Source organism: Variovorax sp. GW821-FHT09B01, from assembly GCF_059418345.1.
This window is the reverse complement of sequence record NZ_JBWKPQ010000002.1, coordinates 769,186-783,616: the sequence shown is the minus strand read 5'-3', so window position 1 is coordinate 783,616 and position 14,431 is coordinate 769,186. Positions and strand designations below refer to the sequence as shown.

Below are 14,431 nucleotides of genomic sequence, written 5' to 3'. Positions count from 1 at the left end.
TCCACCAAGTCCCCACGATGCAAGAACTGTCAGCCCAACTCACCCAGCCCGCGCCGCCCGAGCGGCTCGCGCTGACGATGGGCGATCCCTCGGGCATCGGCCCCGAGATCGTTGCCCGCACCATGCTGAACGCCGAGTGGGCCCGGCGCTGCGTGCTGGTCGGCGATCCGCGCGTGATGCGCCAGGCCTTCGAGGCCCTGGGCGCCGGCGCGAGGCTGCGCGTGGCGGCGTCGATCGACGACATGGCGCACGAGGTGGGCATGGTGAACCTGCTGGCCGCGTCGCGGCTCGAGGCGCTGCCGCCCGTGGGCGCCGTGCATGCGGCCAGCGGCCGGGCCGCCTTCGAGGCGATCGCGGCCGCGATAGCCCTCGCGCAAGCGGGCCGGGTCGCGGGCATCGTCACGGCGCCGATCCACAAAGAGGCGCTGGCGGCCGCCGGCCTGCGCTATCCGGGCCACACCGAGATCCTGGCCGAGCGCACCGGCTGCAAGGTCGCGATGATGCTGGCCAACGACGAACTGCGCACCGTGCTCGTGACGGTCCATTGCGCGTTGCGCGAGGCCATCGAACGCGCGGACTTCGCGGCGCAGATGTCGGCGATCCGGCTCGCGCACCAGGGCGTCCGGGCCTTCGGCATCGCCGCGCCGCGCATCGCGGTGGCGGGGCTCAATCCGCATGCGGGAGAGGGCGGTCTGTTCGGCGACGAGGAGCAACGCACCATCGCGCCCGCGATCGCCGCCGCGCGGCGCGAGGGCATCGACGCCAGCGGTCCCTGGCCCGGCGACACGGTGTTCATGCAGGCGCGCCAGGGCCGCTTCGACGTGGTGGTGGCGCAGTACCACGACCAGGGGCTGATCCCGGTCAAGTACCTCGGGCTCGACAAGGGCGTGAACATCACGCTCGGCCTGCCTTTCGTCCGCACCAGCCCCGACCACGGCACCGCCTTCGACATCGCGGGGCGCGGCATCGCCGACGCCGCCAGCCTCGAGGCCGCGCTCGACATGGCCGCGCGCCTGGCGGCCGCCCACCGAACCACGAGAAAGACCGGACCATGAGCGGCTTCGAATTCATCTTCATGCTCACGCGCCACGACCGCACCGTGGCCGACGCGGCACGGCACCTGGCGATGGCGCTCGCGGCCGGCGTGCGCCACATCGGCTTCAAGGACATCGGGCTGCCGATGGGCGAGCTCGAGGGCCTGCATCGCACCCTCCGCGCGCACGGCGCCTCGAGCTACCTCGAGGTGGTCTCGCTCGACCGCGACAGCGAGATCGCCTCGGTCGAGATGGCGTGCCGGCTCGGTGTCGATCACCTGCTCGGCGGCACGCATGTCGACGAGGTGCTGCCGCTGCTCGAGGGCACCGGCATCCGCTACTACCCGTTCGCGGGCCGGGTCTCGGGGCATCCGAGCGTGCTCGGCGGCTCGATCGACGAGATCGTGGCCAGCGCCCGCGCGATCGCGAGCCGGCCCGGCGTGGCGGGGCTGGACCTGCTGGCCTACCGCGCCGCGCTCGACGTGCCGCGGCTGATGCGCGCGGTGTGCGAGGCCGCGGGCAAGCCGGTGATCGTGGCCGGATCGATCGACACGCCGGAACGCATCGCGGCGATCCGCGCCAGCGGTGCCGCGGGCTTCACGGTGGGCACGGCGGCGCTCGACGGGTGCTTTCCGGCGGCTGGCCGAAGCCTCGAGAGCCAGCTCGCGGCGATCCTCGGCGCGCGATGAAAAAAGCACCGCGACGCGGTGCTGTGTGAGCGTCAGTGCGAGCGCATCTTCGCGCGCAACCGCGCGATCGACTGGCTGTGCAGCTGCGACACGCGCGACTCGGTCACGCCGAGCACGGCCGCGATCTCTTTGAGGTTCATGTCCTGCTCGTAGTACATGCCCATGATGTGGCGCTCGCGCTCGGGCAGGCTGTCGATCGCGCCCACCAGCGCCTGGCGCAGCCGCTGGTCCTTGAGCAGGCTCATCGGGTCGGCGTCGGCATCGGCCAGGTGGCGGTCGAGAAAGCCCGACTCGCCCTCGGCATCGGTGCCGCCGCCCATGTCTTCCAGGTATACGAGCTGGGTGCCGCGCACGCGGCCCAGCAGGCTCTGGTAGTCGGCCAGCGGCATCTCGAGCGCCTCGGCGATCTCGGACTCGGCCGGCGCGCGGCCCAGCTTCTGCTCGAGCGCGCGCACCGCCTGCTCGATCTGCTTCTGGCTCTTGCGCGAGCCGCGCGAGAGCCAGTCGCCGTCGCGCAGCTCGTCGAGCATGGCGCCGCGGATGCGCTGGGTGGCGAAGGTCTCGAACTGCACGCCCTGGCTGGCCTCGTAGCGCGACAGCGCATCGGCCAGGCCGATCATGCCGACCTGGATCAGGTCGTCGAGCTCGACGTTGGGCGGCAGCTTGGCGATCATGTGATGCGCCAGCCGGCGCACCAGCGGCACGTGCTGGCGGATCAGCGCATCGCGATCGAGCCGGCCCTTGGGCGTGTACATCTGGGAGAGCGGGGAAGCGGCCTGCATGTCGTGTCGGGGGGCGCAACGCTCCTCAGAGTTCGCCCGCGCCCGGCGAGAAGAACAGCTCGAGGTCGGCCGGCTGCGGATCGAAGGGCGAGCGCTGCGCCGCGCGCATCGAGTCGCGCACCAGCTCGGCGGCCAGCGCCGGCTTCCAGTCCTGCGAGGTGCGCGGGCCATGGGCCACGCCGCGCAGCACCAGCTGGTGGCGGATCAGCGTGTCGAGCGCCGGGCCCAGCTTCACGGCCTCGTCGGTCTTGCTCAGCACGGCCTGGCGCGCGCCGCCGATCTTGAAGCTGGCGGCCATCTCGTCGAGCGTGTCGCCGTGCGCGCCGGCGTTGAGCACCATCAGGCGCGAGATGCCGGGCAGGTCGAGCAGGTCCAGCAGGTCGCGCCGGCGCGGATCGCGCGGCGCGAGGCCGGCGGTGTCGATCAGCACCATGCGCTTGCCGTGGAACAGCGCGAGCAGCTCCTGCAGCGCGGCGCGGTCGTGCGCGAGATGCGCCACCACGCCCATGGCGCGGCCGTGGGCGCGCAGCTGCTCGTGCGCGCCCGCGCGGTGCATGTCGAGCGTGATCAGGCCGACGCTGGCCGGGCCGTGCAGCCGCGCGCACTGGGCCGCGATCTTGGCGGCGGTGGTGGTCTTGCCGACACCGGTGGCGCCGACCAGCGCGTAGACGCCGCCTTCCTCGGCCAGCGTGGGCGCGGCGGGGTCGAGGCCGAGCATGGTTTCGAGCGCGGCCATCATGCGGCGCACCGCGCCGGCCGCGTCGTTGTCGAGCGCGATCGATTCGAGCACGCTGCGCGCGAGCGCGGGCGAGTAGCCGGCGCGCAGCAGCTTGAGCATCAGATTCGAATGCACCGGGTTCTGCCGCGCCGGGCCGAGCCAGGCGAGGGCGTTGAAGCGGCTCTCCATCAGCGTGCGCATGGCCTGCAGTTCGGCCATCAGCGCCTGCTGCGTTTCGCTCGCGGTGTCGATCGCGGGAGCGGGCGTGGCGACGGGTGCGGGGCGGGGCGTTTCGGTGGCGGCAGGGGCGGCAGTGGGCGCGAAGGCCGCGCGGGCCGGCGCTGCCGAGGGCGCGGCGGGTGCGGGTGCCGGCGATGCGGCCTCCTGCTGGCGCCGCAGCATGCGCTCGCGCACGTAGTCCTGGAACGACAGCGTGCTCATGCCGAGCTCGGCCACGTCGGCCTCGACGATGGCGCGCGATTCGGCGCTCGCGAGCGGGGCCGGTGCGGCGGGTTGCGGTTGCGCGATGGCGGGCGCGGGCACCGGCTTCGGCGGCGTCCACGCGGGCGCCGACAGCGTGCCTTGCGTGCCCTGCAGGATCGCGCGGCCGGCCTCGAGCGCGCTGAGGCTGTCCTCGGCCGCGGCCACCACTTCCACGCCGTCGTCGAGCTGGCGGTTCGAGAGGATCAGCGTGCCGTCGCCGAAGACATTGCGCGCCAGCGCCATCGCTTCGCGGGCGGTCGGTGCGGTGAAACGTTGGATGTTCATGCGGAGGCTCCTCGCAGGATCGGGCCGATGCGGATCGTGTGGGTTTCAGGGATTTCGCTGTGGCCGAGCACCTGCATGCGCGGCGCGGCGCGGCGCACCATGCGCGCGATGGCGTTGCGGATGGCGTCGGGCACCAGCAGGCAGGCCGGCACGCCTTGCTCTTCCTGCTTGAGCGCGACCTCGGCGGCGGTGCGCGTGAAGATCTCGACCACGCCCGGATCGAGCGCGGGCGCCTGGGCATTGCCCAGCGCCTGCATCAGCAGGCGCTCGAAGGCCGGCTCGATGGCGATCACGTCGAGCTCCTTCACCGGGCCGTAGATCTGCTGCACGATGGCCGGCGCCAGCGCCACGCGCACGCGGCGCGCGAGTTCGGCCGGGTCGGTGGTGCTGCCGGCATGTTCGGCCAGCGTCTCGACGATGGTGCGGATGTCGCGGATGTGCACCGACTCTTCCAGCAGCAGCTGCAGCACCTTCTGGAACGTGGACAGCGGCACCAGCTTGGGCACGACTTCCTCGATCAGCTTGGGCGCCAGTTTGTTCACGTGTTCGACCAGTTGTTGGGTTTCGGTGCGGCTCAGCAGCCGCGCCGCCTGCACCTGCATCAAATGTGACAGGTGGGTGGCCATCACGGTCTCCGAATCAACGACGGTGAAACCGCTCATTTGCGCGGCTTCCCGCTGCCGCTCCTCGATCCAGTGCGCGGGCAGGCCGAAGGCCGGGTCGGTGGTGGGCGTGCCGATCAGCGGGGTGGTGATGCCGCCCGGGTTGATCGCCAGGTACATGCCCGGATGGGCCTCGCCCTCGGCCACCACCACGCCGCGCAGGGTGACGCGGTAGCTGCTGGGCTTGAGCTCGAGGTTGTCGCGCACGTGCACCGCGGGCGGCAGGAAGCCGACCTCCTGCGCGAACTTGCGGCGCACGCCCTTGATGCGCGTGAGCAGGTCGCCCTGACGGCTCTTGTCGACCAGCGCGATCAGGCGGTAGCCGAGCTCCAGGCCCAGCAGGTCCACCGGCTGCAGGTCGTCCCAGGTGGCTTCGGCATCGGGCGCGGGCGGGGCCGGCGGCGCGGGCGCGGCCGGCGGCGGGCGGCGCGACAGCCGCCAGGCGCCCCAGGCCAGCAGCGACGCGATCGAGAGGAACACCACGTGCGGCATGCCCGGGATCACGCCCAGCAGGCCCAGGATGCCGGCCGTGAGGCCCAGCACCCGCGGCGAGGTCAGCAGCTGGTCGACGATCTGGCGGCCCACGTCGTCCTCGCGGCCCACGCGCGAGATCACCATCGCCGCGGCGACCGAGATCAGCAGGCCCGGCACCTGCGCCACCAGCGCGTCGCCGACCGCGAGCAGCACGTAGGTGTCGGCCGCCTTGCCGGCCGACAGGCCGTGCTGCAGCACGCCGATGGCGAAGCCGCCGACGATGCTGATCACCAGGATCAGGATGCCGGCGATGGCATCGCCGCGCACGAACTTGGAGGCACCGTCCATCGAGCCGAAGAAGTTGGCTTCCTCCGACACCTCGGCGCGGCGGCGGCGGGCCTCCTGCTCGTCGATCACGCCCGCGTTGAGGTCGGCATCGACCGCCATCTGCTTGCCGGGCATGGCGTCGAGCGTGAAGCGCGCCGACACCTCGGCGATGCGCTCGGCGCCCTTGGTCACCACCACGAAGTTGATCACCACCAGGATCGCGAACACGATCAGGCCGACCGCGAAGTTGCCGCCGATCAGGAAGTGGCCGAAGGACTCGATCACCGCGCCCGCGGCGCCGGGGCCGGTGTGGCCCTCGAGCAGCACCACGCGCGTGGAGGCCACGTTGAGCGACAGCCGCATCAGCGTGGTCAGCAGCAGCACCGAGGGAAAGGCCGCGAAGTCCAGCGGGCGCACCATGTAGGCCGCCACCATCATCACCATCAGCGCGACCGCGATGTTGAGCGTGAAGAAGCCGTCGAGCAGCCAGGGCGGGATCGGCAGCACCATCAGCGCGAGGATGGCCACCACCAGCAGCGGCGCGGCCGCGCGCTGGAACATGCCGCCGCGTTCACCGAGCCACTGGCGCAGGGCGAGCGGGTTCATGGGCGCACTCCGGCGACGGGTTCGGCGGCTGCCGTTGCAGGCAGCTTGCGGTGCGGGTCGAGCTCGGGCGCCACGTAGGGATCGGGCACGCCCTGCGGCATCGGGCCCTCACCGCGCAGCGCGGCCTTCAGGCGGTAGACGTAGGCCAGCACCTGGGCCACGGCGGTGAACAGGCTCGAGGGAATGGGCTGGTCGATCTCGGCATGGGCGAACAGCGCGCGCGCGAGCATCGGCGACTGCACCACGGGGATGCCGTTGGCGTTGGCGATCTCGCGGATCTTCATCGCGAGCAGGTCGGCGCCCTTGGCCACCACCTGCGGTGCGTTCATGGTGGCCTCGTCGTAGCGCAGCGCCACCGCGTAGTGGGTCGGGTTCATCAGCACGAAGTCGGCGCGCGGCACGGCCGTGATGCTGGCGCGCTGCGAGATCGCGCGCGCCGCGCTGCGCTGCCTGCCCTTGGTATGCGGGTCGCCGTCGGATTCCTTGTGCTCCTGCTTGAGCTCCTGGTGCGACATCTTGAGCTTCGACAGGTGGAAGAAGCGCTGCAGCGGCACGTCGATCACCGCGGTGGCGAACACCACCAGCAGCAGCAGGCCCACGCCGGTGGCGAGCCAGTCGCCGAGCGCGCGCAGCGCCGAAGGCGAGGGCTGCAGCACCACGCGCACCACCTCGCCGATCGAGCCCGCCACGTAGTACCAGCCGATGGCGCCGAGGATGGCCGACAGCAGCACCAGCTTGGTCACCTGCGCGACCTGCTGGCGGCTGAACAGGTTGCCCAGGCCCTTGAACGGGCTCAGGCGCGAGAGGTCGGGCGTGATCGCCTTGGTGCTCGAGACCCAGCCGCCGACCGCGAGGCTGCCCGCGACCGCCGCGCTCAGCACGATGGCCGCGAACACCACGCAGGCCACCAGGCCCAGGCCGGCGAAGGTCGACAGCCGCGACAGCATGTCGGCCGGGTCCTGCACGCTGGCCGCGTTGAAGACCAGTGCCTGCGCGAGCGTGCCGCGCAGCTGCTCGAAGGCGGTGGGCGCCAGCAGCAGCAGCGCGACCGCGCCGGTGCCCATCACCGCGAGGTGCGACAGGTCCTTCGAGCGCGGCACCTGGCCGTCGCGGCGCGCCTGGTCGATCTTGCGCTGCGAGGCGGGGAGCTGGCGGTCCTGGCTGTTCGATTCCATGGCGGTGGCGCTCGCTCAGGGCTGGGCGCGGCCCGGGGTGGCGGCGGGCGCCGCACCGGCGGGCGCGGCCGGCGCATCGGCGCCCTCGGGCTTCTTCTGTTCCTTGGCGAGCTCGGTGGCGATGGCCTTCACCGCGTCGTTGCCCTCCAGGCGTGCGTTGCCGAACAGGCGCGATTCGGCATCGCGCGTGAGCACCACGATGCTGATGCGGCGGTTCAGCGGCGCCAGCGCGTTCTTCTTGTCGAGCAGGTCGCTGGCGGCCAGGCCGACCACGCGCACCAGCTTGTCGTCGGGCATGCCGGCGGCCACCAGCTCGCGCCGCGAGGCATTGGCGCGGTCGGCCGACAGCTCCCAGTTGCCGTAGCCGCGGTCGCCGTTGCCGTAGGGCGCGGCGTCGGTGTGGCCGGCCAGGCTCACGCGGTTCTCGATGTCGTTGAGCGCGCTGCCCACCGCGCGCAGGATGTCGTGCATGTAGGGCTTCACGATCGCGCTGCCGGTGTCGAACATCGGGCGGTTCTGCGCGTCGACGATCTGGATCTCGAGGCCGTCGGAGGTCACCTCGAGCTTGATCTGCGAGCGGAACTCGCGCAGCTTGGGGTTGGCGTTGATCATCTCCTCGATGCGCGCGCGCAGGGCGGCCATGCGGCGCGCGTCCTGGCGCGCCTGCTCGAGCTTGAGGCTGTTGTCCTGGCCGATCTTCTTCGGGTCCATGGTGCTGCCGTCGGTGCGGCGCACTTCGCCGGTGGTGCGCGTGAGGTCGCGCCCGCCGCCGGGCACCACGCTCGAGGCGCTGCCCGCGCCCGAGCCGCCGGCCATCTCGACCTTCATCGGCGAGTTGAAGTAGGAGGCGATGCCCTGCAGGTCGCCCTTGGCAGTCGAGCCCAGCAGCCACATCAGCAGGAAGAAGGCCATCATGGCCGTCACGAAGTCGGCGTAGGCGATCTTCCAGGCGCCGCCGTGGTGCGCATGCGTGGTCTTCTTGACCCGCTTGATGATGATCGGCTGGAGCTTGCGGGTCCCGGGCGTGGTGGCCATGGCGTTGCCTCTTGCGCTGGGCGCTCTACTTCTTCTTCACGTGGGTCTCGAGCTCGGTGAAGCTCGGCCTGTCGGTCGAGAACAGCACCTTGCGGCCGAACTCGATCGCGGTCGTGGGGTTGTAGCCCTGCATGCTCGCCAGCAGGGTGGTCTTGATGCACTGCAGTTCCTTGGTGCCTTCCTCGGCCTTCTGCTCGAGCAGGCCGCCCAGCGGCTCGACGATGGCGTAGGCCAGCAGGATGCCCAGGAAGGTGCCGACCAGCGCCGAGCCGATCATGGCGCCGAGCACTGCCGGCGGCTGGCCGACCGAGCCCATGGTGTTCACCACGCCCAGCACCGCGGCCACGATGCCGAAGGCCGGCAGGCCGCCGGCCAGCCGCGCGATGGCGGCCACGGGCGCGTGCGATTCCTGGTGGTGGGTCTCGATCTCGCTGTCCATCAGCGACTCGATCTCGTGGCTGTTGAGGTTGCCCGAGGCCATCATGCGCAGGTAGTCGGTGGTGAACTCGACCACGTGGTGGTCCTTCGCCACGTTCGGGTGCTTCTGGAACAGCGGCGAATCCTGCGGTGCCTCGATGTCCTTCTCGATCGACATCAGGCCTTCCTTGCGCGCCTTCTGCAGGATGTCGTAGAGCAGCGCCATCAGCTCGAGGTAGCGCGCCTTGGTGTACTTGGAACCCTTGAGAGCGGTCGGCAGCGCCTTCAGCGTGGCCATCAGCACCTTGCGCTGGTTGTTCACCACGAAGGCGCCGAGCGCGCCGCCGCCGATCACCATCAGCTCGATCGGCAGCGCATGCAGCACCACCCCGATGTTGCCGCCATGGATGATGTAGCCGCCGAAGATGCAGCCCAGCGCGACGAGGTAACCGAGGATGACGGACATGGGGCGATACGAGTTCCTGGAGCCCCTATTGGGCCTCGGAGCCGCCCCGCGCATTCCATGAAAAAAGGGCCCTGCGGGGGCCCTTATCTTCTGTTTGCCGGCTGGCTCGCGGCATTCGCCGCGCTCACTGCAGCTGGATGCCGCCCGCGCCGGAGCCCTTGCCGGCGCGCGCCGGCGGTTCGCACAGGCCGCAGACGAAGTGCTGCGCGTTCTCGTAGGGCTCGGTCACGAAGTGGCCGCCGCAGCGCGAGCAGGGCGTCATGGCGAGCATCTGGTTCTCCATGAAGCGCACCAGCCGCCAGGCACGCGTGATCGACAGCTGCGGCTCCAGGCCGCAGGCACCGGTCTGCTCGGTGTACAGGCCATAGGCCTTGATCAGCGCGTCGACCGGTTCGAGCTCGCTGGTCTTGTGGAGGTAGGTGTAGATGTTGTGGAACAGCGAGGCGTGGATGTTCGGCTGCCAGGTCAGGAACCAGTCGGTCGAGAAGGGCAACTGGCCCTTCGACGGCGACTTGCCCGCGACTTCCTTGTAGAGGCGCAGCAGCCGCTCGTACGACAGCTCGGTCTCGCTCTCCAGCACCTGCAGGCGGGCGCCCATCTCGATCAGATGGACCGCGCGCTCGATCTGCCGGGACTCGCCCAGCACGCTCTTCGGATTGGCCATGCCTTGTCAGCTCGCGAACGCGCGGCGCCTCAGTACGAGGTTTCCGCGAAGCGGCTCGACATGACGATGTTGGCGTGCAGCTTCAGCGTCTCGTCGTTGGCCGTGCGGGTGCGCACGTTGTGGTTGGTGAGCAGTCCCCAGACCATGTCGTCGGTGGCGCGGAAGCGGCACAGCAGCATGTTGCTGGAAGCCAGCTTCATGATCTGCGCCGGCGACAGCGTGTCGATGAGGTCCGCGGATTCCTCGGAAATGCCCAGCCGGAACAGGGCCTGTGCCTTGTCTTCCCGGATGAGGCTCTGGGCCAGCATCAGGTAGGTGAGGTTGGCTTCCTTGATCTCGGCGAGCAACTGTTCATTGGTCATGAGTGCCTCCTCCTAGGCGGGCAAAAGTGCCCTTGTCGACCGTGTACTTTCAGTTTAATCACAAATGTCAGCTTCAGTAAACATTTGTTAAAAATGTACCTGAGTAGGCGGGTTCCTACAAAAAAACTTCGACCCGAAGGCATCCGATGGTAAGCGCTTGCAACCATCGCGCCCCAAGAATGTGATTTTGTTGGCTGAAATGAATACTAAGGGATGCGCGGTGAAAGACTTATTTCGACACTGCTAGATAAATCTATCGAAAGTCAGACATTCATGGCTTTAGCACTGCGCTTTACAAGCTGTTAACGAGTGTGACCTGTCGTGGTGCACAGACCACGAAATCCCGTGGGGGCGAAGTTGTCTTGCGTGGCGGGGAAGCTACGTGTTTCCGTGGGGGTAACACGCGGAACATGGTGGCCCCGGCAGCGCAATCGCCGGCGCACCCGTCTGCATCCGGGCGGAAATCTTGAGGGTGCGATCGCAAAAATAAATCGCTAAAGAGCCGGCCGGGACCCACCGAAAACCAGTGCAACGGGCCTTGCACCAGGGTTCGTCAGGCAGCCAGCGCTTCGCTGGCGCGACTTTGGCAGCGATGCCCGACTTATCAGTTTGAAGGAGCTCTCATGGCCTCGATCATCAACACCAACATCAGTTCGCTCACCGCGCAGCGCAACCTCTCGGGTAGCCAATCCTCGCTGGCCACCTCGATGCAGCGCCTGTCCTCGGGCCTGCGCATCAACAGCGCCAAGGACGACGCCGCCGGCCTCGCGATCTCCGAGCGCATGACGGCCCAGATCCGCGGCCTGACCCAAGCCGGCCGCAACGCCAACGACGGCATCTCGCTGGCGCAGACGGCCGAAGGCGCGCTGAGCACCATCGGCAACAACCTGCAGCGCATCCGCGAACTGGCCGTGCAGTCGCGCAACGCCACCAACTCGACCGAGGACCGCGCCTCGCTGCAGAAGGAAGTCACGCAGCTCAAGAGCGAAATCGACCGCGTCGCCAAGCAGACCTCGTTCAACGGCACCAAGCTGCTCGACGGCAGCTTCAACGCCCAGTCGTTCCAGGTCGGCGCCAACCAGGGCGAGACCATCTCGATCGACTCGATCGCCAACGCCAGCATCAACTCGCTGGGCAGCTGGAACAGCGTGGACACCTACTCGGCCACGGTGGCCGGCACGGCGCCCGCGGGCTTCGGCGGCATCACCGCCAACGCCTTCACGATCAACGGCGTGGGCATCGGCGCGGTCAATGCCGGCACCGACGCGGCGACGCAGGGCGCCAACGTGGCGGCCGCCATCAACAAGAAGTCCAGCGAGACCGGCGTGGTCGCGACGGCCGCCGCCAGCGGCGCCATCACGCTGACCTCGAGCGGCAGCAACGCCATCAACATCGGCGGCACGCTGACCAACACCGGCCTGACCGCCGGCCAGACGGCCGCGACCGTCACCGCCGCGGGCAGCGCGCAGACCGGCTTCAACAACCTGACGGTCGACACGGTGGACGGCGCCGACAACGCGATCCTCGCGATGGACGCCGCGCTGAAGGCCGTGAACTCCTCGCGCGCCGACCTCGGCGCGATCCAGAACCGCTTCGAATCGGTGGTCTCGAACCTCTCGACCTCGGCCGAGAACCTGACCGCTTCGCGCAGCCGCATCCAGGACGCCGACTTCGCGGCCGAAACCGCCAACCTGTCGCGCGCCCAGGTGCTGCAGCAGGCCGGCACGGCGATGGTGGCCCAGGCCAACCAGCTGCCGCAGACGGTGCTGTCGCTGCTGCGCGGCTAAGGCTGGAACAGGGGGCCGAAGGCCGGCCTCCTGCACGCTTCATCGCGGGGCGGCGAACGGACAATTCCGTTCGCCGCCCCGCGTTTTTTTCCGTGGGCGCAGGCGATTCCAGCATCGGAGAAACGACATGGCCACCATCACATCGACCGGCATCGGCAGCCAGCTCGACGTCGAATCCATCATCACGCAGCTGATGGCGATCGAGAAGAAGCCGCTGACCGCGCTGCAGGGCACGGCGTCCACGCTCGACAACAAGATCTCGGCCTTCGGCACGCTGAAGTCGCAACTCTCGGCGCTGTCCGACGCGGCCACCAAGCTGGCGGCCGCCGCGACCTGGAACGCGAAGACCGCCTCGAGCTCGAACGCCACTGCGCTGAGCGCCAGCGTGACCAAGGCCGGCGACGCCGTGGCCAGCAGCTTCACCATGCAGGTGTCGCAGCTCGCGCGGGCCCAGGCCGTGTCCTCGGGCGCGGTGGCCACGGGCACCGGCTTCGGGCTCGGCACGCTGAGCATCCAGCTCGGCGACTGGAACGACACCGACGCGGGCGGCCCGAACTTCGCGGCCGGCGACAAGCCGGCGATCGACATCAGCGTGAACGAGGGCGACAGCCTCTCGGCCATCGCGGCCAAGATCAACGCCGCCGGCGCGGGCGTCAGCGCCACCGTGCTCAAGGACCTCTCGGGCGAGCGGCTGATGTTGCGCTCGGGCGCCACCGGCGAGGCTGCGGGCTTTCGCGTCACCGCGGCGCCCGTGGGCTCGGGCGACGGCGCCGACCTCGGCCTGCTGGCCTTCGACGGCACGGGGCAGGGCATGGGGGCGAACCCGGTGCAGTACGCGCGCAATGCCGAGGCCACCATCAACGGCGTGGCGATCCGCTCGGACAGCAACGTGCTGGCCGACACCGTGCCGGGCCTGAGCCTCACGCTGTCGCAGGTGACGACGGCGCCGGTCGAGGTCGCCGTGACCACCGACACCTCGGGCCTGCGCAGCACGATCCAGGCCTTCGTGACGGCCTACAACACCATGAACCAGACGCTGAACTCGGCCACCGCCTACGACGCGGCGAGCAAGACCGCGGCGCTGCTGCAGGGCGACTCCACCGCAGTGAGCCTGCAGAACGCGCTGCGCAGCCTGGTCGGCGCGCCCTCGGGCGGCGGCGCGATCCAGCGCCTGAGCGACCTCGGCATCACGGTCGCCAAGGACGGCGCGGGAAACCTCGCGCTCGACACCGCCAAGCTCGACACGGCGCTGAAGAATCCGGCCGCCGTGCAGCAGTTCTTCGCCGCGCCGCAGAACACCGTGGACTCCAGCGCCACCGGCTTCGCCACGCGCCTGTCGGCCTTCACCCAGGCGGCCGTGGCCACCGACGGCACGCTCGACACCCGCACCCAGTCGCTCAAGGCCCAGCGCAAGGACAACGACAAGAGCCAGGACAACCTCAACGACCGGCTGACCCTGACCGAGAAGCGGCTGCGCGCGCAGTACACGGCGCTGGACACCAAGATGGCCTCGCTGACCGCGCTCAACACCTACATCTCCCAGCAGGTGGCGCAGTGGAACAAGTCCACCAGCTGAGGCCCGAGATCGGGCGCGCGCGCCGGGCCCGCGGGCCTCAACTTCCGCACCGGCATGCCGATAAAGAAGGCATAGACACCGGAACAGGAAGCCGCACCATGTACACCTCGCCCGCAGCCCGCGCCGCCAAGGCCTACTCCAGAGTGGGCGCCGAATCGGGCGTGGACGCCTCGACCTCCCCGCACCGGCTCATCGAACTGCTGTTCGACGGCCTGCTGCAGTCGATCCACGCCGCCAGCGGCGCGCTGGCGCGCGGCGACATCGCGCTCAAGGGCCAGCAGATCATGCGGGCGGTGCGATTCCTCGAGGAGGGCCTCAAGGGTGGGCTCGACGAGGCCCGGGGTGGAGAACTCGCGGTTACACTCCGCGCGTTGTACGACTATTGCATCAACCGCCTGACGGTCGCCAACCTCCGCAACGACGGGGCGGCCCTGGCGGAAGTGGCCTCGCTGATCGCACCGGTCGCACAGAGCTGGAAACAGATCGGGCCCTCCCAGCCCGCGCAGGCCGCCTGAGGCGTCCTTGGAGTCCTTCATGCAAGAGCGACTGCTCGACTACTACAAAGCGATCGAAGCCGCGAGCAAGCAGATGCTCGAGGCCGCCCGCATGGAAGACTGGGAAGGCGTGGTGCGCTGCGAAGGCGCCTGCGCCGTGCTGATCGAGCAGTTGCGCTTCAAGGCCACCACCCTCGAGCTGCCGCGCACCGACCGCGCCGAGAAGACCCGCGTGATGCAGCGCATCCTGCGCAACGACGCCGAGATCCGGCTGCTGGCCGAGCCGTGGATCGCCGACCTCGACCACCTGTTCGACTCGCGGCTGCAGCTGATCCACTGAAGAAGAAGGACCGACACCGCCGGCAAGGCGGTGGCACGGTCCGGCAAGACGGACG

At 69.6% G+C, this 14,431-nt stretch carries 14 protein-coding genes; 6 read left to right on the top strand and 8 right to left on the bottom strand.

Translation table 11 applies throughout. From position 1 onward, the window contains the following. The first annotated feature begins 17 nt into the window (after nt 1-17). Both pdxA and AC07RV_RS10685 read left to right on the top strand, forming a co-directional pair. A complete protein-coding gene (pdxA, locus tag AC07RV_RS10690; RefSeq protein ID WP_296787768.1) occupies nt 18-1,055 on the top strand; it encodes a 4-hydroxythreonine-4-phosphate dehydrogenase PdxA in 1,038 nt (345 codons plus the stop codon). Next, nucleotides 1,052-1,723, top strand: a complete 672-nt coding sequence (locus tag AC07RV_RS10685) for a 4-hydroxythreonine-4-phosphate dehydrogenase (protein WP_296787771.1) — start codon at nt 1,052-1,054, stop codon at nt 1,721-1,723. The genes pdxA and AC07RV_RS10685 overlap by 4 nt, the downstream gene beginning before the upstream one ends. A gap of 32 nt (nt 1,724-1,755) precedes the next feature. Here the strand turns inward: AC07RV_RS10685 and AC07RV_RS10680 are convergent, their stop codons facing one another. From AC07RV_RS10680 to flhD, 8 genes are all read right to left on the bottom strand, one after another. Continuing rightward, nucleotides 1,756-2,478, bottom strand: coding sequence for an RNA polymerase sigma factor FliA (locus AC07RV_RS10680; protein ID WP_208509029.1), 723 nt, complete (start codon nt 2,476-2,478; stop codon nt 1,756-1,758). Nucleotides 2,479-2,530: 52 nt separating this feature from the next. Continuing rightward, nucleotides 2,531-3,991 carry a flagellar biosynthesis GTPase FlhF gene (gene flhF, locus AC07RV_RS10675; protein WP_296787772.1) on the bottom strand — a complete coding sequence of 487 codons (1,461 nt, stop codon included), beginning with the start codon at nt 3,989-3,991 and terminating at the stop codon, nt 2,531-2,533. Next, entirely contained in the window at nt 3,988-6,060 is a 2,073-nt protein-coding gene (gene flhA / locus AC07RV_RS10670; RefSeq protein ID WP_444852426.1) for a flagellar biosynthesis protein FlhA, read from the bottom strand. Before flhA ends, flhF begins: the two co-directional genes overlap by 4 nt. Continuing rightward, nucleotides 6,057-7,235 carry an EscU/YscU/HrcU family type III secretion system export apparatus switch protein gene (locus AC07RV_RS10665; protein WP_296787773.1) on the bottom strand — a complete coding sequence of 393 codons (1,179 nt, stop codon included), beginning with the start codon at nt 7,233-7,235 and terminating at the stop codon, nt 6,057-6,059. The genes flhA and AC07RV_RS10665 overlap by 4 nt, the downstream gene beginning before the upstream one ends. 15 nt (nt 7,236-7,250) lie before the next feature. Next, the gene (gene motB, locus AC07RV_RS10660) at nt 7,251-8,270 is read right to left on the bottom strand and encodes a flagellar motor protein MotB (RefSeq protein WP_296787775.1); all 1,020 of its coding nucleotides are present in this window, start codon (nt 8,268-8,270) and stop codon (nt 7,251-7,253) included. A 25-nt stretch (nt 8,271-8,295) separates the two neighbouring features. Further along, nucleotides 8,296-9,153 carry a flagellar motor stator protein MotA gene (gene motA, locus AC07RV_RS10655; protein ID WP_057591773.1) on the bottom strand — a complete coding sequence of 286 codons (858 nt, stop codon included), beginning with the start codon at nt 9,151-9,153 and terminating at the stop codon, nt 8,296-8,298. A 124-nt stretch (nt 9,154-9,277) separates the two neighbouring features. Further along, nucleotides 9,278-9,817, bottom strand: a complete 540-nt coding sequence (flhC, locus tag AC07RV_RS10650; protein WP_057591772.1) for a flagellar transcriptional regulator FlhC — start codon at nt 9,815-9,817, stop codon at nt 9,278-9,280. A 29-nt stretch (nt 9,818-9,846) separates the two neighbouring features. Beyond that, complete coding sequence (gene flhD / locus AC07RV_RS10645; RefSeq protein WP_057591771.1) at nt 9,847-10,179, bottom strand: flagellar transcriptional regulator FlhD; 333 nt, start codon at nt 10,177-10,179, stop codon at nt 9,847-9,849. 623 nt (nt 10,180-10,802) lie between these two features. Here flhD and AC07RV_RS10640 point away from each other — a divergent pair. The 4 genes from AC07RV_RS10640 to AC07RV_RS10625 all read left to right on the top strand — a co-directional run bounded on the left by AC07RV_RS10640 (nt 10,803) and on the right by AC07RV_RS10625 (nt 14,376). Continuing rightward, complete coding sequence (locus AC07RV_RS10640; protein WP_296787776.1) at nt 10,803-11,966, top strand: flagellin; 1,164 nt, start codon at nt 10,803-10,805, stop codon at nt 11,964-11,966. 127 nt (nt 11,967-12,093) lie between these two features. Continuing rightward, on the top strand, nt 12,094-13,542 hold the full coding sequence (fliD, locus tag AC07RV_RS10635) for a flagellar filament capping protein FliD (RefSeq protein ID WP_296787778.1): 1,449 nt from the start codon (nt 12,094-12,096) through the stop codon (nt 13,540-13,542). A gap of 98 nt (nt 13,543-13,640) precedes the next feature. Continuing rightward, the gene (gene fliS, locus AC07RV_RS10630) at nt 13,641-14,057 is read left to right on the top strand and encodes a flagellar export chaperone FliS (protein ID WP_208509020.1); all 417 of its coding nucleotides are present in this window, start codon (nt 13,641-13,643) and stop codon (nt 14,055-14,057) included. Nucleotides 14,058-14,076: 19 nt separating this feature from the next. Then, on the top strand, nt 14,077-14,376 hold the full coding sequence (locus AC07RV_RS10625) for a flagellar protein FliT (protein ID WP_093341673.1): 300 nt from the start codon (nt 14,077-14,079) through the stop codon (nt 14,374-14,376). Nucleotides 14,377-14,431 lie beyond the last annotated feature (55 nt).

Coding starts and splice junctions, on each gene's coding strand:
- fliD (WP_296787778.1), top strand. CDS start 12,094: ATGGCCACCATCACATCGACCGGCATCGGCAGCCAGCTCGACGTCGAA.
- flhA (WP_444852426.1), bottom strand. CDS start 6,060: ATGAACCCGCTCGCCCTGCGCCAGTGGCTCGGTGAACGCGGCGGCATG.
- pdxA (WP_296787768.1), top strand. CDS start 18: ATGCAAGAACTGTCAGCCCAACTCACCCAGCCCGCGCCGCCCGAGCGG.
- fliS (WP_208509020.1), top strand. CDS start 13,641: ATGTACACCTCGCCCGCAGCCCGCGCCGCCAAGGCCTACTCCAGAGTG.
- motA (WP_057591773.1), bottom strand. CDS start 9,153: ATGTCCGTCATCCTCGGTTACCTCGTCGCGCTGGGCTGCATCTTCGGC.
- AC07RV_RS10640 (WP_296787776.1), top strand. CDS start 10,803: ATGGCCTCGATCATCAACACCAACATCAGTTCGCTCACCGCGCAGCGC.
- flhD (WP_057591771.1), bottom strand. CDS start 10,179: ATGACCAATGAACAGTTGCTCGCCGAGATCAAGGAAGCCAACCTCACC.
- motB (WP_296787775.1), bottom strand. CDS start 8,270: ATGGCCACCACGCCCGGGACCCGCAAGCTCCAGCCGATCATCATCAAG.
- AC07RV_RS10665 (WP_296787773.1), bottom strand. CDS start 7,235: ATGGAATCGAACAGCCAGGACCGCCAGCTCCCCGCCTCGCAGCGCAAG.
- AC07RV_RS10625 (WP_093341673.1), top strand. CDS start 14,077: ATGCAAGAGCGACTGCTCGACTACTACAAAGCGATCGAAGCCGCGAGC.
- flhF (WP_296787772.1), bottom strand. CDS start 3,991: ATGAACATCCAACGTTTCACCGCACCGACCGCCCGCGAAGCGATGGCG.
- AC07RV_RS10685 (WP_296787771.1), top strand. CDS start 1,052: ATGAGCGGCTTCGAATTCATCTTCATGCTCACGCGCCACGACCGCACC.
- flhC (WP_057591772.1), bottom strand. CDS start 9,817: ATGGCCAATCCGAAGAGCGTGCTGGGCGAGTCCCGGCAGATCGAGCGC.
- AC07RV_RS10680 (WP_208509029.1), bottom strand. CDS start 2,478: ATGTACACGCCCAAGGGCCGGCTCGATCGCGATGCGCTGATCCGCCAG.